The organism is Streptomyces sp. YKOK-I1 (assembly GCF_054660435.1).
Genome location: NZ_BAAGDR010000001.1, coordinates 2,952,898 through 2,979,117 on the forward strand (window position 1 = coordinate 2,952,898; position 26,220 = coordinate 2,979,117).

Here is a 26,220-nt window from a genome sequence, read left to right on the forward strand (position 1 = left end):
CGTCAGCGGGGCAGTTCGGCGTGGCGCAGGGCGGGGACGCAGAGGGCCACGACCCCGCCGAGCCCGCAGACCACCGCGCTGGCCACGAAGACCGGGCCGGTGCCCCAGGCCCCGATCGCGGCGGCCGACAGCGGCATGCTGAGCGGGGTGAGGCCGAGGCTGACCAGGCTGGAGACGGAGGTGACGCGGCCGAGGTACGCCGGGTCGGCCCGGGTCTGGAGGAGGGCCCCGCACATCGCGCCGCTGAGCCCGGTGAGCAGCCCGATCAGCAGGGCCGCGCCGACGGCGGCGGTGACGGTCGGGGCGTACGCGAGGGCGGCGATGGCGAGCGAGCCCATCAGGATGGACCAGCCGACGACCCGTCCGGCGTGCGGGAGCCGCCCGCGCAGGGTCAGCAGCAGCGAGGCGGCGCCCGCGCCGGTTCCGAACCCGGCGAGCACCCAGCCCATCCCCGGGGCACCCCAGCCGCGCTCGTCGGCCAGCAGGGTCAGGCCGACGTTGAGCGGTCCGACAAAACCGAGGTCCCCGAGGGCGATGGTCAGCAGCAGCGGCGCGAGCACGGGATGCCGTCGGATGTACCCCAGCCCGGCGACCAGGTCGGCCCGCACGGCCGCGGCGCGTCCACCGACGGCACCGCCCGCGCCCGGCCCCGCGACCGAATCCACCCGGGTGGTCGCGGCGCGCACACCGGCCACGCCATCCACGCCCGGCCCGGCGACCGGATCCGCCTCGGTGGTCGCGGCGATTACACCGGCGATGCCATCCGCGCCCCGCCCGGCGACCGAACCCGCCCGGGCAGTCGCGGCGCGCACACCAACGGCGCCGTCCGCGCCCGACCCCGCGACCGAACCCGCCCGGGTGGTCGCGGCGCGCGCACCGGCCATGCCACCCGCGCCCCGCCCGGCAACCGAATCCGCCCGGGCAGCTGCGGCGCGCACACCAACGGCACCGCCCGCGCCCGGCCCCGCGACCGGATCCGCCCGGGTGGCCGCGGCGCGCACACCGGCCACGCCATCCACGCCCCGCCCGGCGACCGAATCCACCCGGGCAGTCGCGGCGCGCACACCAGCGACACCGTCCCCGCCCGACCCGGCAGCCGAACCCTCCCGGATCGTCGCCGTTCCCGTGTCGGCGGTGTCGTCCGGCGGCAGGTTCCGTATCCGCACCCCGGCCAGCAGCGGCACCGACACGGCTGTCAGCAGGCCCGCGAGCCCGAAGGCGGTGGCCGCACCTCCCACCGCCACGCCGAGACCGCCGAGCGGGGCGCCGACGACGCTCGCGAACCGGATCGCGAGCCCCCGCATGCCCTGCACGCGCGCGAGCTGGTCATGGCTCGTCACGCGTGCGGGCAGCGCGCCCACGGCCGGCACGAACACGGCGTCGACGGTGCCGAACACCACCGCGAGCAGGGCCAGGGGCCACAGACCGGGGCTGGTCAGGAACAGCAGCGCGGCCACCGCGAGGACGGCCGCGCAGCGTACGACGTCGCTGCCGATGACGACCCGGCGCGGCCCCAGCCGGTCGGCGATCACTCCCCCGCCCAGCATCAGCAGGGCCCGCGGCACGGCACTCGCCGTCATCACGAGCCCCGCCTGCGAGGGCGTGCCGGCCTGGACGGCGGCCCAGGACAGGGCGAGGTAGTAGACGCTGTCGCCGGTCATCGAGGCGGTGTAGGCGGCGAGCCAGCGCAGGACGTTGGGGTCCCGGTGGGCGGCGCGCTCCACGGCGGGGGCCGTGCGGACGAGGGCCGTGCTCACGGCGGGGCTCATGGCGGGGCTCCTTCTCAGATGCGGAACGGGAACGCGTACGTGTGCACGGCGACGCTCTCGCGGCCCTCGCGGTCCCCGGCCTCGTCGGCGGCCCGGCCCCGCTCGTCGTAGCGGCGGAGCAGGGCGAGGACCTCGCGGTTGAGTTCGCCGAGTTCGGCCGCGGTGAGGCGCATGTGGGACTCGGAGGACTCGGCGGCGGAGTTCCAGGCCTCGCCCCAGTGGGTGCGCTCGTCGAGGAAGCGGCGGTACATGTCGGCGCGCTGCTCGAAGAAGAGGCGGCTGGCCGCGGTGTGCGCGGCGGCCTTCTCGGGGGCGTCGCGGAAGTCCTCGTCGCGGATGCTCACCCCGTCGGAGGCGGGCTGCCACCAGCGTTCGCGGCCGTCGGCGCTCTGCGGCTCGGCCTCCTCGATGAGCCCGTGCTCGGCGAGTTTGCGCAGGTGGTAGCTGACGAGGGAGACGGCCTCGTCGACCTGCTCGGCGAGCTGGGAGGCGGTGGCCGTGCGGGCGACGGTCAGCGCGCGGTAGAGCTGCATCCGCAGGGGGTGGGCGAGCGCCTTGAGGGTGCCGAGGTCGGTGATGCGGCGGTCCCGCTCCTTGCCTGTCATGCCCTCACCCTAGATAGGAAAGAAAAGTTGTGCAATATAAGTTGCGCAATATTTCTTTCCTGTCCGTCCATGAAAAACCCCGACCGTCCGGCCGGGGTTCCTCGAGCCGAGCGCAGCGTCACCGCACCGGGTGACCCGCCTCCTTCAGCGCCTGCTTCACTTCCCCGATCCGCAGGTCGCCGAAGTGGAACACCGACGCGGCCAGCACCGCGTCCGCGCCCGACGCGACGGCCGGCGCGAAGTCGCCGAGCTTCCCGGCGCCGCCGGAGGCGATGACCGGGACCGTGACGTGCCCCCGGACGGCGGCGATCATCTCCAGGTCGTAGCCGTCCTTGGTGCCGTCCGCGTCCATCGAGTTCAGCAGGATCTCGCCGGCGCCCAGCTCGGCCGCCCGGTGCGCCCACTCGATCGCGTCGATGCCGGTGCCCTTGCGGCCGCCGTGGGTGGTCACCTCGAAGGAGCCCGAGGCGGTGCGGCGTGCGTCCACCGACAGCACCAGCACCTGGCTGCCGAAGCGTTCGGCGATCTCCTTGATCAGCTCCGGGCGCGCGATGGCCGCCGTGTTGACGCCCACCTTGTCGGCACCCGCCCGCAGCAGCTTGTCGACGTCCTCGGGCGTGCGCACGCCGCCGCCGACGGTCAGCGGGATGAACACCTGTTCGGCGGTGCGGCGTACCACGTCGTAGGTGGTCTCGCGGTTGCCGGACGAGGCGGTGATGTCCAGGAAGGTCAGCTCGTCGGCGCCCTCCGCGTCGTACACCTTGGCCATCTCGACGGGGTCACCCGCGTCGCGCAGGTTCTGGAAGTTGACACCCTTGACGACCCGGCCGTTGTCCACGTCCAGGCAGGGGATGACTCGGACCGCCAGGGTCATGAGTTCACGGCTCCTCTGAATGCCTCTAGTTCCACTTCGACCAGGATGCGCGGATCGACGAACCCCTCCACGACCAGCAGGGTCGAGACCGGGCGCACGGCGTCGAAGATCTCCTTGTGGGCCCGGCCCACGTCCTCGACGTCCCGCTGATGTGTCAGATACATCCTGGTACGGATCACGGACTCCACACCGAGTCCGAACGCGCCGATCGCCTCGACCGCGGCGGTGAAGGCCACCTTGGCCTGCTCGTAGGGGTCGCCCTCCCCGTAGAGCACGCTGCCCTTGAAGGACGTGGTGCCCGCCACCAGCACGCGGTCTCCCGCCGCGACGGCGCGTGCGAACCCGAAACTCTCCTCCCAGGGACTTTCGCTCTGCACCCGCCGTACGGCTTCGGACGTCATGACGACACTGCCTCCAGTGCTTCTTCCAGGGTGAACGCCTTCGCGTACAGCGCCTTCCCGACGATGGAGCCCTCGACACCGAGGGGTACCAGCTCGGCGATGGCGCGCAGGTCGTCGAGGGACGACACGCCGCCCGACGCCACGACCGGCCGGTCCGTCGCCGCGCAGACGTTCCTCAGCAGCTCCAGGTTGGGGCCCTGGAGGGTGCCGTCCTTGGCGATGTCGGTGACGACGTACCGTGCGCAGCCCTCCGCGTTGAGCCGCTCCAGCGTCTCGTAGAGGTCGCCGCCGTCGCGGGTCCAGCCGCGGCCCTTGAGGGTCGTGCCGCGCACGTCCAGGCCCACCGCGATCCTGTCGCCGTGCTCGGCGATGACCTTGGCGACCCACTCGGGGGTCTCCAGGGCGGCGGTGCCGAGGTTGACGCGGGTGCAGCCGGTGGCCAGCGCGGCGGCGAGGGAGGCGTCGTCGCGGATGCCGCCGGACAGCTCCACCTTGATGTCCATGGCCCCGGTGACCTCGCGGACCAGGTCCCGGTTGTCGCCGGTGCCGAACGCGGCGTCCAGATCGACCAGGTGCAGCCACTCGGCGCCCGCCCGCTGCCAGGCGAGGGCCGCCTCCAGCGGGGAGCCGTACGAGGTCTCCGTGCCGGACTCGCCGTGGACGAGACGGACGGCCTGGCCGTCGCGGACGTCGACGGCGGGGAGGAGTTCGAGCTTGCTCACAGGGTTCCGATCCAGTTGGTGAGGAGCTGGGCTCCGGCGTCGCCGGACTTCTCGGGGTGGAACTGCGTGGCCCACAGGGCGCCGTTCTCCACGGCGGCCACGAACGGCTTGCCGTGCGTCGACCAGGTCACCTTGGGCGCGCGCATGGCCGCGTTGTGGGTCTCCAGCGACCAGTCGTGGACGGCGTAGGAGTGCACGAAGTAGAACCGGGCGTCCGCGTCGAGACCGGCGAACAGCTCGGAGCTGGCGGGCGCGTCCACGGTGTTCCAGCCCATGTGGGGGACGATCTCGGCCTGGAGCGGCTCGACCGAGCCGGGCCACTCGTCGAGCCCCTCGGTCTCGACGCCGTGCTCGATGCCCCGGGCGAACAGGATCTGCATACCGACGCAGATGCCCATCACCGGACGGCCGCCGGAGAGCCGGCGGTCGATGATCCAGTCGCCGCGCGCCGCGCGCAGACCGGTCATACAGGCGGCGAAGGCGCCGACGCCGGGAACCAGCAGCCCGTCGGCGTTCATGGCCCGGTCGAAGTCACGGGTGATCTCGACCTCGGCCCCGGTGCGCGCGAGGGCGCGCTCGGCGGAGCGGACGTTGCCGAAGCCGTAGTCGAAGACGACGACCTTCTTGTTCACCGCGCTCAATTCCACACCTCCAGCCTCAGTACACCGGCGACCAGGCACATCCCGGCGCCGATCGACAGCAGCACGATCAGGCTCCTCGGCATGTCCTGCTTGACGAAGGAGTAGATGCCGCCGACCAGGAACAGGCCGACGACGATCAGAAGGGTCGACAGACCGGTCATGGCTTTACAGCGCGCCCTTCGTGGAGGGGAGGATGCCGGCCGCGCGCGGGTCGCGCTCGGAGGCGTACCGCAGCGCCCGGGCCAGGGCCTTGAACTGGCACTCCACGATGTGGTGGGCGTTGCGCCCGTAGGGCACGTGCACGTGCAGCGCGATCTGGGCCTGGGCGACGAAGGACTCCAGGATGTGCCGGGTCATCGTGGTGTCGTACTCGCCGATCATCGGCGCCATCTTCTCGGGCTCGGTGTGCACGAGGTACGGGCGGCCGGACAGGTCCACCGTCACCTGGGCGAGGGACTCGTCCAGCGGGACCGTGCAGTTGCCGAAGCGGTAGATGCCCACCTTGTCGCCGAGGGCCTGCTTGAAGGCGGCGCCGAGGGCGAGGGCGGTGTCCTCGATGGTGTGGTGCGAGTCGATGTGCAGGTCGCCGTCGGTCTTCACGGTCAGGTCGAACAGACCGTGCCGGCCGAGCTGGTCGAGCATGTGGTCGTAGAAGCCGACGCCGGTCGACACATCGACCTTGCCGGTGCCGTCGAGGTTGATCTCGACGAGGACCGAGGTCTCCTTCGTCGTGCGCTCTACACGTCCTACGCGGCTCATGCGCTCTGCTCCTTCTTGACTTCACGGACCGCGTCGAGGAACGCGTCGTTCTCTTCGGGGGTTCCGGCGGTGACCCGCAGCCAGCCCGGTACGCCGTTGTCGCGGACCAGGACGCCCCGGTCGAGGATCTTCTGCCAGACCTCGTGGGCGTCGGCGAACCGGCCGAACTGCACGAAGTTGGCGTCGGACGCCGTGACCTCGTAGCCGATCGCCAGCAGCTCGCTCACCAGCCGGTCCCGCTCCGACTTGAGCTGCTCGACGTACTTGAGCAGCGTGTCGGTGTGCTCCAGAGCGGCCAGCGCGGTCGCCTGGGTGACGGCCGACAGGTGGTACGGCAGCCGTACGAGCTGGACGGCGTCCACGACCGCCGGGTGCGCGGCGAGATAGCCGAGGCGCAGCCCGGCCGCGCCGAAGGCCTTCGACATCGTCCGGGAGACGACGAGATTCGGCCGACCTTCGAGCAGCGGCAGCAGCGAGTCGCCGTGGCTGAACTCGATGTACGCCTCGTCGACCACGACCATCGACGGCTTCGCCGCCTGCGCGGCCTCGTACAGCGCGAGGACCGTCTCGGCCGGGACGGCGGTGCCGGTGGGGTTGTTGGGGGTGGTGATGAAGACGACGTCGGGGCGGTGCTCGGCGATCGTCTTCTCGGCGGCCGCGAGGTCGATGGTGAAGTCCTCGTTGCGTGGCCCGGAGATCCAGCCCGTGCCGGTGCCGCGCGCGATGAGGCCGTGCATCGAGTACGACGGCTCGAAGCCGATCGCCGTACGGCCCGGTCCGCCGAAGGTCTGCAGCAGCTGCTGGAGGACCTCGTTGGAGCCGTTGGCGGCCCAGACGTTGGCCAGGCCGACCTCGTACCCGGAGGTGTCGGTCAGGTACTGCGCGAGCCGCGTGCGCAGCTCGACGGCGTCCCGGTCGGGGTAGCGGTTGAGGTCGCGGGCCGCCTCCCGGACCCGCTCCGCGATCCGCTCGACCAGCGGCTCGGGCAGCGGGTAGGGGTTCTCGTTGGTGTTCAGCCGTACGGGGACGTCCAGCTGGGGCGCGCCGTAGGGGGACTTGCCGCGCAGCTCGTCCCGTACGGGGAGATCGTCGATTCCGAGGTTCACTTGTTCGCCGGTACCTTCCACCCGAACCTTGCCTTGATCGCCGCGCCGTGCGCGGGCAGGTCCTCCGCCTCCGCCAGCGTGACCACGTGGTGCGCGACCTCGGCCAGCGCGTCCTTCGTGTAGTCGACGATGTGGATGCCGCGCAGGAAGGACTGGACCGACAGGCCCGAGGAGTGGCAGGCGCAGCCGCCGGTGGGCAGCACGTGGTTGGACCCGGCGGCGTAGTCGCCGAGGGAGACCGGCGCCCAGGGTCCGATGAAGATCGCGCCGGCGTTCTTCACCCGGTCGGCCACGGCCGCCGCGTCCGCCGTCTGGATCTCCAGGTGCTCGGCGCCGTAGGCGTCGACCACGCGGAGGCCCTCGTCGATGCCGTCGACGAGGACGATCGCGGACTGCCGGCCCTTGAGGGCCGGGACGATCCGGTCGTCGATGTGCTTGGTGGCCGCGATCTGCGGCTCCAGCTCCTTCTCGACCGCGTCCGCGAGCGCGACGGAGTCGGTGACCAGGACGGCGGCGGCCAGCGGGTCGTGCTCGGCCTGGCTGATCAGGTCGGAGGCGACGTGCACCGGGTCGGCCGTGTCGTCGGCGAGGACCGCGATCTCGGTCGGGCCGGCCTCGGCGTCGATGCCGATCCTGCCGGTGAAGTAGCGCTTGGCGGCGGCGACCCAGATGTTGCCGGGGCCGGTGACCATGGTGGCGGGCGCGCAGGACTCGGTGCCGTACGCGAACATCGCGACGGCGGTCGCGCCACCGGCGGCGTACACCTCGTCGACGCCGAGCAGGGCGCAGGCGGCCAGGATCGTCGGGTGCGGGAGGCCCCCGAACTCGGCCTGGGCCGGCGAGGCGAGCGCGACGGACTCGACGCCGGCCTCCTGCGCGGGCACGACGTTCATGACCACGGACGACGGGTAGACCGACCGGCCGCCGGGCGCGTACAGCCCGACGCGCTCCACGGGCACCCACTTCTCGGTCACCGAGCCGCCCGGCGCGACCTGGGTGGTGTGCGTGGTCCGGCGCTGCTCGCGGTGGACCAGCCGGGCGCGGCGGATGGACTCCTCCAGCGCGGCGCGTACGGCCGGGTCGAGCGCCTCCAGCGCGTCGGTGATCGCGTGCGCGGGGACCCGGACGGATTCCAGCCGTACCCCGTCGAACTTCTCGGCGAAGTCGATCAGCGCCGCGTCGCCCCGATGATGCACGGCCTCGCAGATCGGACGCACCTTCTCCAGGGCGGCCTGTACGTCGAAGTCGGCTCGGGGCAGCAGGTCACGCAGGGCGGGGCCCTCGGGAAGGGCGTCGCCGCGCAGATCGATTCGAGAGATCACGGTCCAATTCTCTCAGACCGGCTTCCGGCACCGTCCGCGCGTATCAGTGGCTGATACGGAGCGTGGCCGGAACCCGGAAGATCACCTTCACGTCTTGCTTCCGGGGGGTCACGCAAGGGCATCAACGGCTGTGAGTGAGCAAGGGGGTGACAGATGGTGACCGAAGGGGACGGAGCGGCCGCGGGAGACATCCCGGACGATCTGACCGCCGCCGAGGCCGGTATGTGGCAGGCCTTCCGCAACGGCAGTGTGTACGACCTGAGCAGCGGGGACACGGTCGTGGACGATCCGCACGGCGGGCATCCGTGGGGCGCGGAGCGGACCGTGCGGGCCAGGATCGTCGCCTGGCTGCTGCTGGCCGGGCCGCCCGCGCTGGCGGGCCGGGTGTCCAGCCTCAAGCTGGTGGGCGTGCGGATCAGCGGCAGCCTCGATCTGGCGGGCGGCACGGTGGTGCCGTACGTCGAGCTGCGGCGCTGCCGGTTCGAGCGGGACGTGCTGCTGCCGGAGGCGCGGTTCGCGACGCTGCGGATGGTGGACTGCGCGGTGCCGCGGCTGGAGGCGGCCCGGCTGCACACCGAGGGCGATCTGCATCTGCCCCGCTGCCGCTTCCAGCAGGGGGTACGGCTCACCGACGCGCACATCGGCACCGATCTGCTGCTCAACCAGGCGATCGTGTACCGCGACCGCACGGGCCGCTCGATCGCGGCCGACGGGATGACGGTCGGCCAGGACCTCCAGGCGGAGCTGCTGGAGTCGCACGGCGAGCTGAGTCTGCGCAGCGCCAAGATCGGCGTGTCGCTGAGCCTGCGGGGCGCCCGGCTGATCAATCCGTACACCCGGCTCGCGCTGAACGCTCCGCAGCTGACGGTGGAGCGCTCGCTGTATCTGACCCCGGCGGGCGTGGGCCGGCAGGCGCTGAGCGGGACGACGCCCGCGCGCGGGACACGGATCCAGCGCTTCGAGTGCCGGGGCGGGGTGCGGCTGGACGACGGGCGGTTCGGGGACGCGGTCGACCTGGAGCGGGCCCGGTTCACCTTCACGGACGACCAGGAGCTGTCGCTGGTCCGGGTCCAGACGCCCGAGCTGCGGTTCCTCGGCGAGCGGCCGCCGCGCGGCAAGGTGGTGCTGTCCGGCGCCCGGGTGATCAACCTGGTGGACCGGGCGAGCGCGTGGCCGGGTCCGGGCAGTCTGCACATGGGCGGTTTCGCGTACGAGAACCTGGTGCCGCAGGGCCCGTTCCCGCTGGCCGCGCGGCTGGAGTGGATCGCCGCGGCGACCGCCGAGTACGCGCCGGAGCCGTACGAACGGCTGGCGACGGTGCTGCGCGAGGGCGGCGAGGACGAGGACGCCCGTGAGGTGCTGCTCGCCAAGCAGCGCCGGCGCCGTGAGACCCTGCCGCCGGCCGCGAAGCTCGTGGGCTACGCGCAGGACTGGACCGTCGCCTACGGGTACCGGCCGGGCCGGGCGGCGGTGTGGATGGCGGTGCTGTGGGCGGCGAGCACCCTGGCCTTCGCGAACGCCCCGCATCCCCCGGTGAACCCGGGCGGGCACCCGCCCTGGAACCCGGCCCTGTTCAGCCTGGACCTGCTGCTGCCGGTGATCGACCTGGGGCAGGCCGGCCAGTGGCAGCTCACCGGGGGCTGGCAGTGGCTCTCGACGGCGCTGATCCTGCTGGGCTGGGTCCTGGCGACGACGGTGGCGGCGGGGGCGACGAGGCTGCTGCGCCGGGGGTGACACCGAGGGGGAATCCGCCTTCAAACCCGTCTCCACCAAACCCCCTTGTCCGTGCACGAACAATCCCTGAACAGGGCTCACCTTTTACGGTTCCTTGACCTGACGGCGTACAACTTTCCCGGGCTTGCCCGCACCCTCTGGCGGAACCCGACCTGCGGCTTTTCAATGGGCGGCACCATGGCTCTGCTGCCCCCCTTCATCCGTGCCTCCCGGATCTCCCGGGCGGCCCGGACGACCGCCGCCCCCCACCCCGGCGCCGGGCTTCCCGCCGACGACGAGGTGCTCCTCGACGTGCCCGACGACCGGCTCGGCCCGGCCCTGGTCGCGGCCGGACGAGGCTCGTACGAGACCGCCGCCGCCCTGCTCACCCGCACCCGGGAACGGGCCGAGTGGGAGTACCGCGACCGCTATGTGACCCGGCTGGCCTCCTTCGCGCGCTCCCGCACGGAGTGGTTCGAGGAGTGGCGCGCCGCGGCGCCCCGCGACCCGGACCTGCTGCTGGTCTCGGCCCAGCTCGCGGTGGACCGGGCCTGGCTGTCACCGGCGCGGGCCGAGCTGCTGCGCGAGGTGAGCCCGCTGATCACGGCGGCCGCGCAGAGCGACCACGGCGACCCGGTGCCCTGGCGGATCGCCCTGGACCACGCGCGCGGCGCACGGGCCGGGCACAAGTACTTCGGCGAACTGTGGGAGGCGGCGGTGCGCCGCGCCCCGCACCACTACGGCTGCCATGTCGCCGCCAAGCGCTATCTCGCCGAGTCCTGGCACGGCTCGCACCGCGAGTGCTTCGACTTCGCCGACCGGGCCGCCCAGGACGCCCCGGCGAGCTCGCTGGTCCAGGCGCTCCCGGCCCGGGCGGCCTTCGCCTATCTCACCGACGGCTGCGGCCCCGAGGTGCCCCGAGAGCGGCTGGACGCGGCGGCCGACCGCGCGATGGACCTGTCGGCGCGTTTCCCGTCCCTGGACCCCTGGCCGGCCGAGATACGCAACCTGCTGGTGTACGTCCTGGTCCGCCTCGGCCGCCTCGACGACGCCCTCGTCCAGCTGCGTCTGATCGGCCCGTACGCCACCTCCTTCCCCTGGAGCCGGCTCTCCGACGACCCCCTCGGCCACTTCCTGGCGGTGCGCGAGGCCGTGTACACGGGACGGGCCGTGCCCGAACCGTGGCAGCCACGAAAGGGGCACGGCGACCGAGCCCACCCGGACGACCATTAGGCTTCTGCGCCGTGACCACCGTCCGTCTGCCGCTCTTCCCCCTGAACTCGGTGCTGTTCCCGGGTCTGGTGCTCCCGCTGAACGTCTTCGAGGAGCGCTATCGCGCCATGATGCGCGATCTGCTCAAGACCGCCGAGGACGAACCGCGCCGGTTCGCCGTCGTCGCCATCCGCGACGGCCACGAGGTCGCGCCCAGCGCGCCGGGTCTGCCCGACCAGACCGCGCTGCCCGAGCGCGGCCCGGCGGCCGGCTTCGGCGCCGATCCCCTCAAGGCCTTCCACGGCACCGGCTGCATCGCCGACGCCGCGACGATCCGTGAACGCGCCGACGGCACCTTCGAGGTCCTGGCCACGGGCACCACCCGGGTCCGCCTGGTGTCCGTGGACGCCTCGGGCCCGTTCCTCACGGCGGAACTGGAGGAGCTCCCCGAGGCACCGGGCGACGAGGCCGGCGCGCTCGCCGAGGGCGTGCTGCGGGCCTTCCGCCAGTACCAGAAACGCCTGGCGGGCGCCCGGGAGCGCTCCCTCACCACCGGCGCGGACCTGCCCGACGACCCCGCGGTGGTGTCCTACCTGGTGGCCGCGGCGATGATGCTCGACACGCCCACGAAGCAGCGCCTCCTCCAGGCCCCCGACACCGCCTCCCGGCTCCGCGACGAACTGAAACTCCTTCGCACCGAGACGGCGATCATCCGTAACCTGCCCTCGCTGCCCGCGTCGGACCTGACGCGCGGCCCGACGAGTCTCAACTGACGTCCCGAACCGCATTCCCGAAGGCGCCCGAAACCCATGGCGAAGAAGCCGAAGAAGCAGCAGCAGTCCGGCGGCACCCCCGCCACGGTGGCCCTCACGTCCGCGGGGGTGGACTTCACGGTCCACGCCTACGACCACGACCCGAGCCACCCCTCCTACGGCGAGGAGGCCGCTGAGGCGATGGGCGTGTCCCCCGACCGGGTCTTCAAGACGCTGGTGGCGGACGTGGACGGCGCGCTCACGGTCGCGGTGGTCCCGGTGGCCGGTTCCCTCGACCTGAAGGCCCTGGCCTCCGCGGTGGGCGGCAAACGCGCCGCCATGGCCGACCCCGCCCTGGCCGAACGCACCACGGGCTATGTCCGGGGCGGCATCTCCCCCCTCGGCCAGCGCAAGAGGCTGCCCACGGTCCTCGACGCCTCGGCCACCACCCACCCCACGATCTGCGTCTCGGCGGGCCGCCGGGGCCTGGAGGTGGAACTCGCCCCGTCCGACCTGGCCACCCTGACCGAGGCGGTCCTGGCCCCGATCGGCCGCGGCTGACCGGGGAGGGAACCTGCGTCGGCGCCCGCCCGGACGGGGAGTGCCCCCGGACCAAGTCTGGGGTGATCTACGCCCGGGCCCGGGTGGACCAGCCCGCCGGCCGGATCCGCGCCCGCGGCCTGCCCGGCCGCGGCGACCGCAGCGAGGAGGACCCGGACCGGTGCCGCCGCGCTCCTGCGCGTCGCCGTCACGCGAGCGGCGCGCCGTAGGGGTCCTTCGGGGCCGGGCCCTGGGCGTACGGGTCGGGATCGCGGGGGCCGAACAGCGCCGTGAGGCCCAGGTGGACCAGCAGGGCCGCGAACGGCCAGGCCAGCAGCGCGCCGCGCGCACCCAGCTTCAGGGGCGCCGAGAACGTCACGCCCTTGCCCGCGGCCTTGGCCTGGGCGATCACATCCGACCCGGGCCCCAGCCACACCCCCAGCCGCCACGCCAGCACCGACCCGAGCAGCCCGCCGACCATCAGCGCCACCACCAGCGGCACGCCTCCGCGCCGCCGCCAGGCGAACACCACCGCCGCGCTCACGGCCCCGAACGCCAGCGCCAGCAGGGTGAACGTGCCGTCCACCCCGATCGCCTGCTCCCCCTCGGTGTCCTTGAGGTAGACGACCCACCCGCCGTTCACCACGTCCCCCACCAGGGGCACGGAGGGCGCCAGATACTTCCACAGCACCCCGAGCAGCGCCCCGGCCACCGCGACCGCCACCGTCACCACGGCGGCCTCCCGCAGTTCGGTCTTCATCCCGGGCCCGTCCTGTCCGTACGCGGCGTCCTGCGGCACGGCCGCCCCGCCCAGCGGCTCCCCGGGCGGAGGCGGCCAGGCGGCCCCCTGCGGGGACGGTTCGTGCGGCGGCGGAGGCGGAGTCAGCGGTGCGGTCACCCTGACATCGTGCCAGGCCCGGCTGTGCGGCGCGTCACCGGACGGCGGCCCGGCGGTAGGCCCAGGTGGCGACGGCCAGCGAGACGACGCCCACCCCGGCGCACACCGCGAGGTCGCCGAGCACCAGCGCCCAGTCCGGATCCGCCCCGAAGGTCCGGGCGAAGGCCTCCACGCCGTACGTCGACGGCAACAGGTCCCGGGCGAACCGCACCGCCTCCGGCATCCGGTCCGGCGGCAGCACCCCCAGCAGCAGCGCGGCGGACATCCCCAGCTGCCCCAGCACGGTCGCCAGCTCCGGCCGCGGCGCGAGCAGCCCGAACGCGGCGCCCAGCCCGGACAGCGCGGCCCCGGCCAGCGGGATCACGGCCGCCAGCACCCACAGATGCGTCAGCGGCAGCCCGAACAGCGCACACCCGAACACCGCGGTCACCAGGGTCCCCGGCACGGTGAAGGAGGCGTACGCCCCCGCCGCGCCCAGCACCACCGCCGCCGGCGGCACCGGCAGGGTGGCGTAGTGGTCGAGGCCGCCGCTCGCCCGCAGCTGCCCGAAGTACTGCGCGAGCAGATTGAGCGCGACGAACGCGACGACGAGCACCGCGGAGCCCGCGACGACCGCCTCGGCCTCGCTGCCCCCGTCCACGACACCCCGCATCATGATCAGGATGCCGACCGACTGGAAGGTCGCGACGAACAGCAGCGGGATCCGCGCCACCCGCGCACGGGAGAGCTGCGCCCGGTACACGGCCACGAGCGACGGCCACAGCCGCGCGCGCGGCCCCAGCTCGGCGGCCGCGCGGACCGTGCCGGTGACGGCCCGGGCGCTGCCCGGCAGAACCTCGGCGGGTACGACACTCACGTGGCGCTGCTCCTCTTCCCTGCGGCTCTCGAACCGTCCCCCACGCACCATACGGACACGCACCATACGGACCATACGGACCCGGGGCTCACCCTGCTCAGATCGCTCACGCCCGCACCAGCCCCTGCCGTGCGGCCCCGCCCAGCGCCAGGTACACGTCCTCCAGGCTGGGCGTGGCCAGGGTGAAGTCGTCCAGGGCGGCGAAGGCGGCCCCGCCGGTGACGGTGGCGACGATCGCGCGGGCCTCGTCGGGGGCCAGCCGCAGCGTCCAGCGGCGCCCGGACTCCACGGCCCGCTCGCGCAGCGCGGCGACCTCGGGGACGTCCAGCGGCGCCCGCTCCCGCCACACCAGCTCGACCCGGACCTCGCCGGCCACCTGCTCCTTGAGCCCGGCCGGCGTGTCGCAGGCGATGACCCGGCCCCGGTCGAGGACGGCGACCCGGTCGAGGACGGTCTCGGCCTCGATGACGTTGTGGGTGACCAGCAGGACGGTCGTGCCGCGCTCGGCGCGTCGCCGGTCCACGGCCGACCACACGGCGCGCCGCGCGACCGGGTCCATCCCGGTGGTGGGCTCGTCGAGCACCAGCAGCGGCCGCTCCCCCACCAGCACGGACGCGAAGCAGGCCAGCCGCCGCTGTCCGCCGGACAGTTTGCGCAGCGTGCGGCCGGCGAGCGGGGTGAGCCCCAGTTCGTCGAGGACGGCGTCCCGTTCCCGCCGGGCCTGCCGTACGTCGAGGCCGCGCAGCCGTCCGGTGGTCTCGGCGGCCAGGGAGACGGTGAGCTCGTCGAGGGCGGTGGACTCCTGGCCGAGGTAGGCGAGGATGCGCGCGGCCCGCTCGGGGTGGCGCACGATGTCGTGGCCGAGGATCTCCACGGTGCCCGCGTCGGGCCGCATCAGCCCGGTGAGCTGCCGTACGAGGGTGGACTTGCCGGCGCCGTTCGGGCCGAGCAGCCCGAAGATCTCGCCGCGGCGGATGTCCAGCTCCACGCCGTCGGTGGCCCGTACCTCCGCGGTCGCCGGGGTGCCGCGCCGGCCCCGTACCGCCGGATAGGTCTTGGTCAGTCCGCGCACGGCGCACACGACCTCGTCCGGGTGCCGGATGGCCGATGCCGCGCGCGTACTCACAAGGGACGAGCCTACGGGGTCGGGAAGCCCCGCTCGTCCCGGGGGCCGCTCTCGGGGGCCGTCAGTCCCCGGCGGGCGCGTGCTCGGTGGCGGTCCGGACGTCGACCTCGCGCCAGAAGCCCGCCCGGATGGCGTAGCGGTCGTGCTCGTCGATCTGGTCGTCCTTGTGCGCGAGCAGTCCGAAGCGGGCCGCGTACCGGAGCAGCTCGCCGTCGATGCGGTGCGGGATGCGCGGGTACATGCCGGACAGCTTCTGCAGATGGCCCTGGTCGCCGAGGCGGCCCATCCAGCGCCGGGCGAAGACCTGTCCCACCTCGAACGGGTCGCCGCCGACGGTGGTGATGTCCTCCTCGCGGTCGGCCCAGCGCTGCTCCGCCGTGGTCAGCTGGGCCAGCGTCGGCATGGACGAGGCCTCGGCGGGCTCGGCGACGACACCGGGCCGGTCCACCCAGCCCTTGTCCGAGGACCAGCGCAGGGTGGCGGTGGCGGGGTGCGGGGCGGGGTGGCTGCCGGGTGCGCGCAGCGCGGCCAGGTCCTTGGGGGTGGGAACGCCCTTGGTGGCCGGCACGCGCTCCTGGACCCCGGAGCGGTCGGCGGCGTCCGCGCCGGCGTGCTCGGGCTCCTCGGCGGGCCGCTCGGCGGGGGCGAGGCCGGCGTCGGGCAGCGGCGCGGAGAGGATCGCGGCGATCTCGGGCCGGGGCACGGGCGGCGGCGCGCACACTCCGCCGAGGTCCTTGGCGCGTACGGCCTTGGTGATCCACGTACGGTCCAGGACGCGCCGTTCGTCGGCCTCGGCGACCAGGTCCTCGGACTGGTTGTAGTCGCCGTCGGCGGCCTGGACGGCCCACAGGTGGACGGCGACGCCGTGTTCCTTGGCGGCCATCATGCCGGGCAGCAGATCGCCGTCGCCGGTGACGAGGACGACGTCGGAGCAGGCGCGGTTACGGGCCAGCTCGGTCAGTTCGGCGTGCATGGCGGCGTCGACGCCCTTCTGGGCCCAGCGTCCGTCGCTGCGGGTCAGGGCGCCGAGCCGGACGGTGACCCGGGGCATCACGCGCAGCCTGCGGTGTTCGGGCTGGGGAACGCGGTCGGGGGCGCCGTCGAACCAGTAGATGCGCAGCAGGGGGCGTTCGGTGTCGGACTCGGCCTGTTCGCGCAGTCCCTGGACGAGGGCGGAGTGGTCGACGGTGATGCGGGACCGCGAGGGCTCTCCGGCGAGGAGGCTCGCGGCGGCCCCCAGCAGATACCCGGCGTCCACCAGGACGATGCAGCGGTCCACACGACTCACCCTCTTCCCGGGAGGTTTGCTTCGGGCTTCCTTCGAGTCTGCCCGACCGTGCGGGGGTTAACGGCCCGAACTCGATCTTCGGCGTGGCGTTTCGGGGTGATGCGCTCCGAGAACCCCTGTCACGGACGGTAATTATCCGAAATGCGCCTTGTGTCAGCCTATGTGAATCTGGTCGCGGCCCTGGTCCCTACATCCCCCGCAGGAGGCAGATCCCCATGGCCAAGAACAAGAAGCAGGACCGTAAACAGCCGCAGTCCGAGCGTGGTCAGCAGCAGGCCCAGCAGTCCTCGATGCAGGAGCAGGCCGAACAGCGGATCTCCCAGGTGACCCCGGCCGACGTCGCCCGCAAGGGCCGGCAGAAGCGGTTCGGGCACAACTGACGTCCGCGCAGTGGGCTGTTGCAGCCCAGGCACACCGAGGGGCGCGTCCGGATCCGGACGCGCCCCTCGCGCCTGCTTCCCGGGCCCTGGCCTCAGCCCGCCAGGCAGGACGGGCCGAGCAGCACCTTCAGATCGCCGAACAGCGCCGGATCGGGCTTGACCCGGTGCCGGTCCAGACGCAGCACGGTCGTCCGGGTCGGGCCCTGGAGCTTGATGCGGACCTCGCTGTCGCCCCGGTGGTGGGTGAGGATCTCGTTGAGGCGGCTGACCATCGGCGGGGTGACCCGGGTGGCCGGGATGGTGAGGATCACCGGCGCGTTGGTGCCCGCGTTGGACAGGTCGGGGACCTGGAGCTCCATCGCGACGAGCCGGGGCACGTCCTCGCGCTTGTCGAGCCGGCCCTTGACGAAGACCACCGCGTCCTCGACCAGTTGGGTCGACACCAGCTGGTAGGTCGCGGGGAAGAACATGCACTCGATGGAGCCCGCGAGGTCCTCCACGGTGGCGATGGCCCAGGCGTTGCCCTGTTTGGTCATCTTGCGCTGGAGGCCCGAGATGATGCCGCCGATGGTGACGACCGCGCCGTCCGCGTGCTCGCCTCCGGTGAGCTGGGCGATGCCCGCGTCCGCCTTGTCGGACAGCACGTGCTCCAGGCCGAACAGCGGGTGGTCGGAGACGTAGAGGCCGAGCATCTCCCGCTCCTGGGCGAGCAGATAGGTCTTGTCCCACTCGTCCTCGGTGAACTGCACGTCGAGGCCGAAGCCGGGCTCGTCGTTCTCCTCCTCGCCCATGCCGCCGAAGAGGTCGAACTGCCCCTCGGCCTCCTTGCGCTTGACCGCGACCACGTTGTCGATCATCGGTTCGAACTGGGCGGTGAGGCCCTTGCGGGTGTGCCCGAGCGTGTCGAACGCGCCCGCCTTGATCAGCGACTCCGTGGTGCGCTTGTTGCAGGCGACCGCCTCGACCTTGTCGAGGTAGTCGGGGAAGGAGGCGTACTTGCCCTTGGCCTTGCGGCTCCTGATGATCGACTCGACCACGTTGGTGCCGACGTTGCGGACGGCCTCGAGGCCGAAGAGGATCACGTCGTCGCCCTGGGCGGCGAAGTTGTGCACCGATTCGTTGACGTTCGGCGGCAGCACCTTGATGCCCATCCGCCGGCACTCGTTGAGGTAGACGGCCGACTTGTCCTTGTCGTCCTTGACGGAGGTGAGCAGCCCGGCCATGTACTCGGCGGGGTGGTTGGCCTTGAGATAGGCGGTCCAGTACGAGACCAGTCCGTACGCGGCGGAGTGCGCCTTGTTGAAGGCGTAGCCGGCGAACGGGACCAGCACGTCCCACAGGGCCTGGATGGCCTCGTCGCTGTAGCCGTTCTTCTGGGCGCCGGCCTGGAAGATGGTGAAGTTCTTGGCCAGTTCGTCGGGCTTCTTCTTGCCCATCACGCGGCGCAGGATGTCGGCCTCGCCCAGCGAGTACCCGGCGATGATCTGGGCGGCCTTCTGCACCTGCTCCTGGTAGACGATCAGGCCGTAGGTGACGGCCAGGACCTCTTCGAGGGGCTCCTCAAGCTCCTTGTGGATCGGGGTGATCTCCTGGAGCTTGTTCTTGCGCAGCGCGTAGTTGGTGTGCGAGTCCATGCCCATCGGGCCGGGACGGTAGAGCGCGGAGACGGCGGAGATGTCCTCGAAGTTGTCGGGCTTCATCAGGCGCAGCAGGGAGCGCATGGGGCCGCCGTCGAACTGGAAGACGCCGAGGGTGTCGCCGCGCTGGAGCAGTTCGAAGGTCTTCGGGTCGTCGAGCGGCAGGGCCAGCAGGTCGAGCTCGACGCCCTTGTTGGACTTCACCATCTTGACGGCGTCGTCCATGATCGTCAGGTTGCGCAGGCCGAGGAAGTCCATCTTCAGCAGGCCGAGCGACTCGCACTGCGGGTAGTCCCACTGGGTGATGGTCACGCCGTCCGTGTGCCGCACCCAGATGGGGGCGTGGTCGACGATGGGCTCGCTGGACATGATCACTCCGGCGGCGTGCACACCCATCTGCCGGACCAGGCCCTCGACGCCCTTGGCGGTGTCGATGACCTTCTTCACGTCGGGTTCGTTCTCGTACATCGCACGGATCTCGCCCGCCTCGCTGTAGCGCGGGTGCGAGGGGTCGGTGATGCCGTTGAGGTCGATGCCCTTGCCGAGGACGTCGGCGGGCATGGCCTTGGTGAGGCGGTCGCCCATGGCGTACGGGTAGCCCAGCACGCGCGCGGAGTCCTTGATCGCGTTCTTGGCCTTGATCTTGCCGTAGGTCCCGATCATGGCGACCTTGTCGGAGCCGTATTTCTCCGTCACGTACCGGATCACCTCGACGCGCCTGCGCTCGTCGAAGTCGATGTCGACGTCGGGCATCGAGATGCGCTCGGGGTTGAGGAACCGCTCGAAGATCAGGCCGTGCGGGATGGGGTCGAGGTCGGTGATGCCCATGGCGTACGCGACGATCGAGCCGGCCGCGGAGCCCCGGCCGGGGCCCACCGCGATGCCCTGCTTCTTGGCCCACATGATGAAGTCGGCGACGACGAGGAAGTAGCCGGGGAAGCCCATCGAGATGATGGTGTCCATCTCGTACTCGACCTGCTTCATGCGGTCGTCCGGGATGCCCCCGGGGAAGCGGCGGTGCATGCCGCGCATGGTCTCCTCGCGGAACCAGGTGACCTCGGTGTAGCCGTCGGGGATGTCGAACTTCGGCATGAGGTTCCTGGCCTCGAACATGCCGGCGGTGTCGATCTGCTCGGCCACCAGGAGGGTGTTGGCGCAGCCCTCCTGCCAGGCGTCCGAGGAGTCGATGGCGTACATCTCGTCCGTGGACTTCAGGTAGTAGCCGGTGCCGTCGAACTTGAAGCGGTCGGGGTCGGAGAGGTTCTTGCCGGTCTGGATGCACAGCAGCGCGTCGTGCGCGGTCGCCTCGTGCGCGTACGTGTAGTGCGAGTCGTTCGTCACGAGGGGCGGGATGCCGAGCTTCTTGCCGATCTCCAGGAGGCCGTCGCGGACCCGGTGCTCGATCTCGATGCCGTGGTCCATCAGCTCCAGGAAGTAGCGGTCCTTGCCGAAGATGTCCTGGTACTCCGAGGCCGCCTTCAGCGCCTCGTCGTACTGGCCGAGGCGCAGCCGGGTCTGGAGCTCGCCGGAGGGGCAGCCGGTGGAGGCGATGAGCCCCTCGGACCACTGGGCGATGGTCTCCTTGTCCATGCGCGGCCACTTCTGGAGCCAGCCCTCGGCGTACGCGTCGGAGGAGAGACGGAAGAGGTTGTGCAGGCCCGTCGCGTTCGCCGCCCAGATCGTCTTGTGGGTGTAGCCGCCGGAACCGGAGACGTCGTCGCGCTTCTGGTGCGGCTGGCCCCACTGGATCTTGCGCTTGTTGCGCCGCGACTCGGGCGCGACGTACGCCTCGATCCCGATGATCGGGGTGACCCCGGCCTTCTTCGCGGTGTGGAAGAAGTCGTACGCCCCGTGCAGGTTGCCGTGGTCGGACATGGCGATGTGCGTCATGCCCATCTCGTTGCAGGCGTTGAACATGTCCTTCAGCCGCGCGGCACCGTCCAGCAGCGAGTACTGGGTGTGGACGTGCAGGTGCGTGAACGGCGGCTTCGACACGGCGTGGCCTCCAAGGGAAACACTCGACGACGGGCGGGCGGACAGTCCGGGGGTCAGCGTCGAAGTCTATGCCTCGCCACTGACACCCGGCGGGCACTCCCGCGTACCTTCGTGCGTTGGAGACGGCGAAGACGCTGTCGTACATGCACTGCACCAGGAGGCACCCAGCGATGTCGGTTCCCCAGCTCAACGACGAGCAGCGCGGCGAGGAGATCCTCGCCGTCTTCGACACCGCCTTCGGCGAGCTCCTGGCCGCCGACCCGGCCGCGTTCCGGGTGAAGTTCCGCAAGATGGCGGCCTCGGCGTTCGCGTTCTACCGGGGCACGGCGGCGCTCTTTTACCACGACCTGGACGCGGAGAAGAACGGCGGGCCGTTCCTGGACGACCGGACCTCGCGCGTGTGGATCCACGGCGATCTGCACGCGGAGAACTTCGGCACGTACATGGACTCCACGGGCCGGCTGATCTTCAACGTCAACGACTTCGACGAGGCCTACGTCGGCCCCTTCACCTGGGACCTCAAGCGCTTCTCCGCCTCGATCGCCCTCATCGGGTACGCGAAGGCGCTCGGCGACGACCAGATCACCGAGCTGGTGCAGGTGTACGCGGGCGCGTACCGCGACCGGATGCGCGCGCTGGCCACCGGCGCCAAGCGCGACGAGGTGCCGCCGTTCACCCTGGACACCGCCGAGGGCCCGCTGCTGGACGCCCTGCGCGACGCCCGCTCCCTGACCCGCTTCGGGCTGCTGGACTCCATGACGGAGATCCGTGACTTCGAGCGCCGCTTCGCGCCCGGCGGCGGCTCCATAGAGCTGGACGCGGCCACCCGCTACAAGGTCCTCGCCGCCTTCGACGGCTATCTGGAGACGCTGCCGGAGACCTCCCTGGCCCGCCCGGACTCCTACCGGGTGAAGGACGTCGTGGGCCGCCGCGGCATCGGCATCGGCTCCGCGGGCCTGCCGTCGTACAACATCCTCCTGGAGGGGCACAGCGACGCCCTGGAGAACGACGTCGTGATCTACATCAAGCAGGCCCAGACCCCGGCCGTCTCCCGGCACATCACCGACCCGGCGATCCGCGGCTACTTCCAGCACGAGGGCCACCGCACGGTGATCTCCCAGCGCGCCCTCCAGCAGCACGCCGACCCGTGGCTGGGCTGGACCGAGCTGGGCGGCGCGGGCCAGCTCGTCGCCGAGGTCTCGCCGTACGCCGTCGACCTCGACTGGGGCGACATCGACGACCCGGAGGAGATCGCGGGCGTCGTCGCCGACCTGGGCCGGGCCACCGCCACCATGCACGCGGCGGCGGACGACACCTCCGGCGAGTCCCTGGTGCCGTTCTCCACCGAGCGGGCCATCGACGCGGCCATCGCCGCCGACGAGGAGGGCTTCGCGCCGCTCCTGGTGGACTTCGCGCACAGCTACGGCGCCCGCGCCCGTGCCGACCACCAGATCTTCGTCGACCTGTTCCGCAACGGCCGGATCCCCGGCCTCTGACCGCGGGCCTTCACAACGGCTGTCTAACGGTCGCGCTTCTCACAGGCACCTTTTAGGGGTCTCTTACGGGAGCGCGTGACACACTTCCAGCGCAATGGACATATCCGGGACCCGACTCAGAGCCGTACGCGCGGCGCTGTTCACGGCGGTCGTCGTGACGCTCAGCACCGCGTCGCACGTCCTGCTGTCCCGGGCCCCGCTGCCGTTCAACACGGTGGCCGCCGTCGCGGCCGCCGTGTTCGTCCTCGCGTACGCCCTCGCGGGCCGCGAGTGCGGCTTCGGGCGGATCGCCGCGCTGCTGATCCCGCTGGAGCTGGCGGCCGACACGATCTTCACCACCGGCCAGCACGTCTGTTACGGCCGGGCCGGCGGCCCGGTCGCCGGCCCGCTGGCCGCGGTCGGCTGGGACGTGCTGTGCGGCAACGGCAGCCGGGTCGGCACCCCGCTGGCCCGGGTCACCGGCGCCGACCCCGACCGGCTCGCCGGGCTGATGGCCCACTCCGACCCGGTCACCGCCTGGCTGCTGCTCGCCGCGCACCTCACCGTCGGCCTGATCGCGGCCGCCTGGCTGCGCCGGGGCGAGCGGGCGCTGGCCCAGCTGCTGCGAGCGGCCGGCGCGACGACCTTCCGGCCCCTGCTCCTCGCGGTCCGTGCCGTGACCGTACGACGCGCCCCGGCGGCCCGCCGCCTGCCGCGGCCCACGCACCGTACGGCCACCGCCCGGGACCTGATCCTCGTGCACTCCCTGGGCCGGCGCGGACCCCCGCGCCCGGCCGCCCTCGCCCTCGCCGCCTGAGCGGCACACCCCGGCGTCCCCCGAGACCGCCGAGCACGAGCACGAGCAGTCCCTCACACGTATCCGCGCACGAACGTGCGCGTCCCCGATGGAGAACACCGACATGAGCAAGCGAAACAGCGCGGCGGCGAAGACGGCGGCCCGGGAGCGGCTGCGCGCGGAGCGCGAGAAGCAGGCCAAGCGGGCCAAGGCCAAGCGGCAGATCATCGTCGCCGCCTCGGCGGTCGGCGTGCTGGCCGCGGCCGGCGGCATAGGCTACGCCGTCGTCCAGGCCAACCAGCCCAGCTACTGGGAGGAGGCCAAGACCGCCAAGCTGGTCGAGCCGGCCAACACCAGCGGCAAGAACGGCACGACGGTCGTCCTCGGCAAGGAGAGCGCCAAGAAGACCCTCGTGATGTACGAGGACCCGCGCTGCCCGATCTGCGCCCAGTTCGAGCAGACCGTCGGCTCGACGGTGAAGAAGGACTACGACGACGGCAAGTTCAAGATCCAGTACGTCGGCGCCACCTTCCTCGACCGCAGCCTGACCGGTGAGGGCTCCAAGAACGCGCTGAGCGCCCTCGGCGCCGCGCTGAACGTCAGCCCCGAGGCGTTCCTCGAGTACAAGACCGCCCTGTACTCGGCGAAGTACCACCCCGAGGAGACCAGCGACAAGTTCAAGGACGACTCCTACCTGATCAAGGTCGCGGACACCGTCAAGGAGCTGAAGGGCAACACCAAGTTCCAGAACGCGGTGAAGAACGGCACCTACGACCGTTGGGCGCTGGAGATGTCGAAGACCTTCGACAGCAGCGGCGTCTCGGGCACGCCGACCCTGAAGATGGACGGCAAGACGCTGACCGGTTCGGACGGGCAGAACGCCCCGATGACGGTCGCCGACTTCAACACGGCGATCGCGGCGGCCCTCAAGGCCTGATCCGACGCGGAGTCAAAGAGCGGGCGAACATTTCACGTTCGCCCGCTCTTTTGTCGTACTGGTCAGTAATCTCATCGCCCGTGACCAGTCGACACAGATCACCCGAGAGCGCCGACACCCCGTCAGAGCGCGCCGACTCGCTGTCCCCCCGCCGCCGTACGGTCGTCAAGGCCGCGGCGGCCACCGCGGTCCTCGCCGGACCGCTCGCCGCCGCGATACCCGCCCGCGCGGCCGCCGAGGCCCCGGCCTTCCTGCACGGTCTCGCCTCCGGCGACCCGCTGCCCGACGGCGTCCTGCTGTGGACGCGGGTGACGCCGACCGCCGAGGCGGTGCCCGGCTCCGGGCTCGGCCCGGACACCGAGGTCGGCTGGGTCGTCGCCACCGACAAGGCGCTGACGAACATCGTCGTCCGCGGCTCCCTCACCGCGACCGCCGCCACCGACCACACCGTCAAGGCGGACGTCCGCGGCCTCACCCCGGCCACCGACTACTGGTTCCGCTTCACCGCGGGCGGCACGGACTCCCCGGTGGCGCGCACCCGCACCGCGCCGGCGGCGGACGCCTCCGTCGGCGGCCTGCGCTTCGGCGTGGTCTCCTGCGCCAACTGGGAGGCCGGCTACTTCTCCTCGTACCGCCATCTCGCGGCCCGCGGCGACCTGGACGCCTGGCTGCACCTCGGCGACTACATCTACGAGTACGGCACCGGCGAGTACGGCGCGCGCGGCACGGTCGTCCGGCAGACCTCGCCCACGCACGAGATCCTCACGCTCGCCGACTACCGCACCCGGCACGGCAAGTACAAGACCGACCCCGACCTCCAGACCCTGCACGCGAAGGCGCCGGTCGTCGCGATCTGGGACGACCACGAGTTCGCCAACGACACCTGGTCGGGCGGCGCCGAGAACCACACGGAGGGTACCGAGGGCACCTGGGCGGTCCGTCAGGCGGCCGCCAAGCAGGCCTACTTCGAGTGGATGCCGGTCCGTCCGGCGATCGCCGGCACCACCTACCGCCGGCTGCGCTTCGGCAAGCTGGCCGATCTGTCCCTGCTCGACCTGCGGTCCTTCCGCTCGCAGCAGGTCGCGGTCGGCAACGGCACGGTCGACGACCCGGACCGCACCATCACCGGCCGCGCCCAGCTCGACTGGCTGAAGGCCGGGCTGAAGGCGTCCGACACCACCTGGCGGCTGGTCGGCAACTCGGTGATGATCTCGCCGTTCTCCATCGGCTCCCTCTCCGCCGATCTGCTCAAGCCGCTCGCCAAGCTGCTCGGTCTGCCCCAGGAGGGCCTGGCCCTCAACACCGACCAGTGGGACGGCTACACCGACGACCGCCGTGAACTGCTGGCGCACCTGCGCTCCCACGCCATCGGCAACACGGTCTTCCTGACCGGTGACATCCACATGGCGTGGGCCAACGACGTGCCCGTGGACGCCGGGACCTACCCGCTGTCCGCCTCCGCCGCCACCGAGTTCGTGGTCACCTCGGTGACCTCCGACAACCTCGACGACATCGTCAAGGTCCCGGAGGGCACGCTCACCGCGATCGCCTCGCCGATCATCCGGGCCGCCAACCGGCACGTCCACTTCGTCGACACCGACCGCCACGGCTACGGCGTCCTGGACATCACCGCCGACCGCGCGCAGATGGACTACTACGTGCTGTCCGACCGCACCAGCGCCACCGCGACCTCCTCCTGGTCCCGTTCGTACCGCACGCGCAGCGGTACGCAGAAGGTGGAGCGCACGTACGACCCGGTCTGAGCCGGCCGGAGCGAGCCGAGCCGGCTAGAGCGAGCTCGAGCCGAGCCGGCTAGAGCGAGCCGAGGAAGCCGAGTGCCACCCGCCAGGTGGCCTCGGCGGCCTCCTCGTCCCAGTCCGGCAGGTCGGGGTCGGTGTACAGGTGCCCGGCGCCCGCGTACCGGTAGATCTCCACGTCGGCGCCCGCCCGGCCCATCTGGAGGTACCAGGCGCTCAGCCAGTCGTCGGTCTCGAACGGGTCCGGCTCCGCCACGTGCAGCTGGACCGGGAGTTCGTCCACCGAGACGTTCGGCGCGAGGTCGGAGGTGCCGTGCAGCAGGAGCAGGCCGCGCGCCTTCTCGTCGCCGAGGGCGAGGGTCTGCGCGACCGAGGCGCCCAGCGAGAACCCGGCGTACACGAGCCCTCTCTCCGAGTAGGGCGCGGCGGCCAGGACGGCTCGCTTCAATAGCTCGTCCTTGCCGATCTCCTCCTTGTGGGCCATGCCCTCCTCGGCCGTCCCGAACGTGCGCCCCTCGAAGAGGTCCGGGGTCCACACCTCGTGCCCGGCGGCGCGCAGCCGGTCGGCCGCCGCGCGCACGGCCGGGCGCAGTCCGTAGGTCGAGTGAAAGAGCATGATGTTCATGCGCCCATGGTGCCAGCCCGCACCGACAACGCCG

Annotated in this window: 25 protein-coding genes; 9 read left to right on the forward strand and 16 right to left on the reverse strand. The window is 72.0% G+C overall.

From position 1 onward, the window contains the following. Positions 1 to 2 precede the first annotated feature (2 nt). From ACYQ8Q_RS12735 to hisD, 10 genes are all read right to left on the reverse strand, one after another. Positions 3 to 1,769, reverse strand: a complete 1,767-nt coding sequence (locus tag ACYQ8Q_RS12735) for an MFS transporter (RefSeq protein WP_460064551.1) — start codon at positions 1,767 to 1,769, stop codon at positions 3 to 5. Positions 1,770 to 1,783: 14 nt separating this feature from the next. Then, on the reverse strand, positions 1,784 to 2,374 hold the full coding sequence (locus ACYQ8Q_RS12740; protein WP_460064553.1) for an ArsR/SmtB family transcription factor: 591 nt from the start codon (positions 2,372 to 2,374) through the stop codon (positions 1,784 to 1,786). A gap of 118 nt (positions 2,375 to 2,492) precedes the next feature. Further along, positions 2,493 to 3,248 (reverse strand): imidazole glycerol phosphate synthase subunit HisF, encoded by a 756-nt coding sequence (gene hisF / locus ACYQ8Q_RS12745; protein ID WP_460064555.1) that lies wholly within the window; start codon positions 3,246 to 3,248, stop codon positions 2,493 to 2,495. Further along, a complete protein-coding gene (locus ACYQ8Q_RS12750) occupies positions 3,245 to 3,649 on the reverse strand; it encodes a RidA family protein (RefSeq protein ID WP_460064557.1) in 405 nt (134 codons plus the stop codon). Before ACYQ8Q_RS12750 ends, hisF begins: the two co-directional genes overlap by 4 nt. After that, positions 3,646 to 4,371, reverse strand: a complete 726-nt coding sequence (gene priA, locus ACYQ8Q_RS12755; protein ID WP_460064559.1) for a bifunctional 1-(5-phosphoribosyl)-5-((5-phosphoribosylamino)methylideneamino)imidazole-4-carboxamide isomerase/phosphoribosylanthranilate isomerase PriA — start codon at positions 4,369 to 4,371, stop codon at positions 3,646 to 3,648. The genes ACYQ8Q_RS12750 and priA overlap by 4 nt, the downstream gene beginning before the upstream one ends. Continuing rightward, on the reverse strand, positions 4,368 to 5,012 hold the full coding sequence (gene hisH, locus ACYQ8Q_RS12760; RefSeq protein WP_460064561.1) for an imidazole glycerol phosphate synthase subunit HisH: 645 nt from the start codon (positions 5,010 to 5,012) through the stop codon (positions 4,368 to 4,370). Before hisH ends, priA begins: the two co-directional genes overlap by 4 nt. After that, a complete protein-coding gene (locus ACYQ8Q_RS12765; RefSeq protein WP_460064563.1) occupies positions 5,009 to 5,173 on the reverse strand; it encodes a hypothetical protein in 165 nt (54 codons plus the stop codon). The genes hisH and ACYQ8Q_RS12765 overlap by 4 nt, the downstream gene beginning before the upstream one ends. A gap of 4 nt (positions 5,174 to 5,177) precedes the next feature. Next, positions 5,178 to 5,771, reverse strand: a complete 594-nt coding sequence (gene hisB / locus ACYQ8Q_RS12770) for an imidazoleglycerol-phosphate dehydratase HisB (RefSeq protein ID WP_055632936.1) — start codon at positions 5,769 to 5,771, stop codon at positions 5,178 to 5,180. Beyond that, positions 5,768 to 6,877, reverse strand: a complete 1,110-nt coding sequence (locus tag ACYQ8Q_RS12775) for a histidinol-phosphate transaminase (RefSeq protein ID WP_460064565.1) — start codon at positions 6,875 to 6,877, stop codon at positions 5,768 to 5,770. Before ACYQ8Q_RS12775 ends, hisB begins: the two co-directional genes overlap by 4 nt. After that, positions 6,874 to 8,199, reverse strand: coding sequence for a histidinol dehydrogenase (gene hisD / locus ACYQ8Q_RS12780; protein ID WP_460064566.1), 1,326 nt, complete (start codon positions 8,197 to 8,199; stop codon positions 6,874 to 6,876). The genes ACYQ8Q_RS12775 and hisD overlap by 4 nt, the downstream gene beginning before the upstream one ends. 156 nt (positions 8,200 to 8,355) lie before the next feature. Between hisD and ACYQ8Q_RS12785 the strand changes: the two genes are divergently transcribed. From ACYQ8Q_RS12785 to ybaK, 4 genes are all read left to right on the forward strand, one after another. Continuing rightward, complete coding sequence (locus tag ACYQ8Q_RS12785; protein WP_460073282.1) at positions 8,356 to 9,933, forward strand: oxidoreductase; 1,578 nt, start codon at positions 8,356 to 8,358, stop codon at positions 9,931 to 9,933. 165 nt (positions 9,934 to 10,098) lie between these two features. Continuing rightward, the gene (locus ACYQ8Q_RS12790; protein WP_460064568.1) at positions 10,099 to 11,145 is read left to right on the forward strand and encodes a hypothetical protein; all 1,047 of its coding nucleotides are present in this window, start codon (positions 10,099 to 10,101) and stop codon (positions 11,143 to 11,145) included. Between the two features lie 11 nt (positions 11,146 to 11,156). After that, positions 11,157 to 11,897 carry an LON peptidase substrate-binding domain-containing protein gene (locus ACYQ8Q_RS12795; protein ID WP_460064569.1) on the forward strand — a complete coding sequence of 247 codons (741 nt, stop codon included), beginning with the start codon at positions 11,157 to 11,159 and terminating at the stop codon, positions 11,895 to 11,897. 36 nt (positions 11,898 to 11,933) lie between these two features. After that, positions 11,934 to 12,437, forward strand: a complete 504-nt coding sequence (gene ybaK, locus ACYQ8Q_RS12800) for a Cys-tRNA(Pro) deacylase (protein ID WP_460064571.1) — start codon at positions 11,934 to 11,936, stop codon at positions 12,435 to 12,437. A gap of 187 nt (positions 12,438 to 12,624) precedes the next feature. Here ybaK and ACYQ8Q_RS12805 read toward each other — a convergent pair whose 3' ends face one another. The 4 genes from ACYQ8Q_RS12805 to ACYQ8Q_RS12820 all read right to left on the reverse strand — a co-directional run bounded on the left by ACYQ8Q_RS12805 (position 12,625) and on the right by ACYQ8Q_RS12820 (position 16,575). Then, positions 12,625 to 13,314, reverse strand: coding sequence for a DUF2567 domain-containing protein (locus tag ACYQ8Q_RS12805; RefSeq protein ID WP_460064573.1), 690 nt, complete (start codon positions 13,312 to 13,314; stop codon positions 12,625 to 12,627). Positions 13,315 to 13,348: 34 nt separating this feature from the next. Then, positions 13,349 to 14,170: an ABC transporter permease gene (locus ACYQ8Q_RS12810; protein WP_460064574.1), complete on the reverse strand. Its 822-nt coding sequence runs from the start codon at positions 14,168 to 14,170 to the stop codon at positions 13,349 to 13,351. Between the two features lie 106 nt (positions 14,171 to 14,276). Beyond that, a complete protein-coding gene (locus ACYQ8Q_RS12815) occupies positions 14,277 to 15,251 on the reverse strand; it encodes an ABC transporter ATP-binding protein (RefSeq protein WP_460073284.1) in 975 nt (324 codons plus the stop codon). A 106-nt stretch (positions 15,252 to 15,357) separates the two neighbouring features. After that, positions 15,358 to 16,575 (reverse strand): NYN domain-containing protein, encoded by a 1,218-nt coding sequence (locus ACYQ8Q_RS12820; protein WP_460064575.1) that lies wholly within the window; start codon positions 16,573 to 16,575, stop codon positions 15,358 to 15,360. Positions 16,576 to 16,799: 224 nt separating this feature from the next. Here ACYQ8Q_RS12820 and ACYQ8Q_RS12825 point away from each other — a divergent pair, with 224 nt between their 5' ends. After that, positions 16,800 to 16,964, forward strand: coding sequence for a hypothetical protein (locus tag ACYQ8Q_RS12825; RefSeq protein WP_099053949.1), 165 nt, complete (start codon positions 16,800 to 16,802; stop codon positions 16,962 to 16,964). A 92-nt stretch (positions 16,965 to 17,056) separates the two neighbouring features. Here the strand turns inward: ACYQ8Q_RS12825 and dnaE are convergent, their stop codons facing one another. Then, entirely contained in the window at positions 17,057 to 20,596 is a 3,540-nt protein-coding gene (gene dnaE, locus ACYQ8Q_RS12830) for a DNA polymerase III subunit alpha (protein ID WP_460064578.1), read from the reverse strand. 170 nt (positions 20,597 to 20,766) lie between these two features. Between dnaE and ACYQ8Q_RS12835 the strand changes: the two genes are divergently transcribed. From ACYQ8Q_RS12835 to ACYQ8Q_RS12850, 4 genes are all read left to right on the forward strand, one after another. Then, positions 20,767 to 22,092: a DUF2252 domain-containing protein gene (locus ACYQ8Q_RS12835; protein WP_460064580.1), complete on the forward strand. Its 1,326-nt coding sequence runs from the start codon at positions 20,767 to 20,769 to the stop codon at positions 22,090 to 22,092. Positions 22,093 to 22,186: 94 nt separating this feature from the next. Beyond that, positions 22,187 to 22,888 carry a hypothetical protein gene (locus tag ACYQ8Q_RS12840; protein ID WP_460064582.1) on the forward strand — a complete coding sequence of 234 codons (702 nt, stop codon included), beginning with the start codon at positions 22,187 to 22,189 and terminating at the stop codon, positions 22,886 to 22,888. A gap of 103 nt (positions 22,889 to 22,991) precedes the next feature. Continuing rightward, a complete protein-coding gene (locus tag ACYQ8Q_RS12845) occupies positions 22,992 to 23,804 on the forward strand; it encodes a thioredoxin domain-containing protein (protein WP_460064583.1) in 813 nt (270 codons plus the stop codon). Positions 23,805 to 23,884: 80 nt separating this feature from the next. After that, positions 23,885 to 25,567, forward strand: coding sequence for an alkaline phosphatase D family protein (locus ACYQ8Q_RS12850; RefSeq protein ID WP_460064585.1), 1,683 nt, complete (start codon positions 23,885 to 23,887; stop codon positions 25,565 to 25,567). A 49-nt stretch (positions 25,568 to 25,616) separates the two neighbouring features. Here the strand turns inward: ACYQ8Q_RS12850 and ACYQ8Q_RS12855 are convergent, their stop codons facing one another. Then, positions 25,617 to 26,186: a dienelactone hydrolase family protein gene (locus tag ACYQ8Q_RS12855; protein WP_460064587.1), complete on the reverse strand. Its 570-nt coding sequence runs from the start codon at positions 26,184 to 26,186 to the stop codon at positions 25,617 to 25,619. Between the last annotated feature and the right edge of the window lie 34 nt (positions 26,187 to 26,220).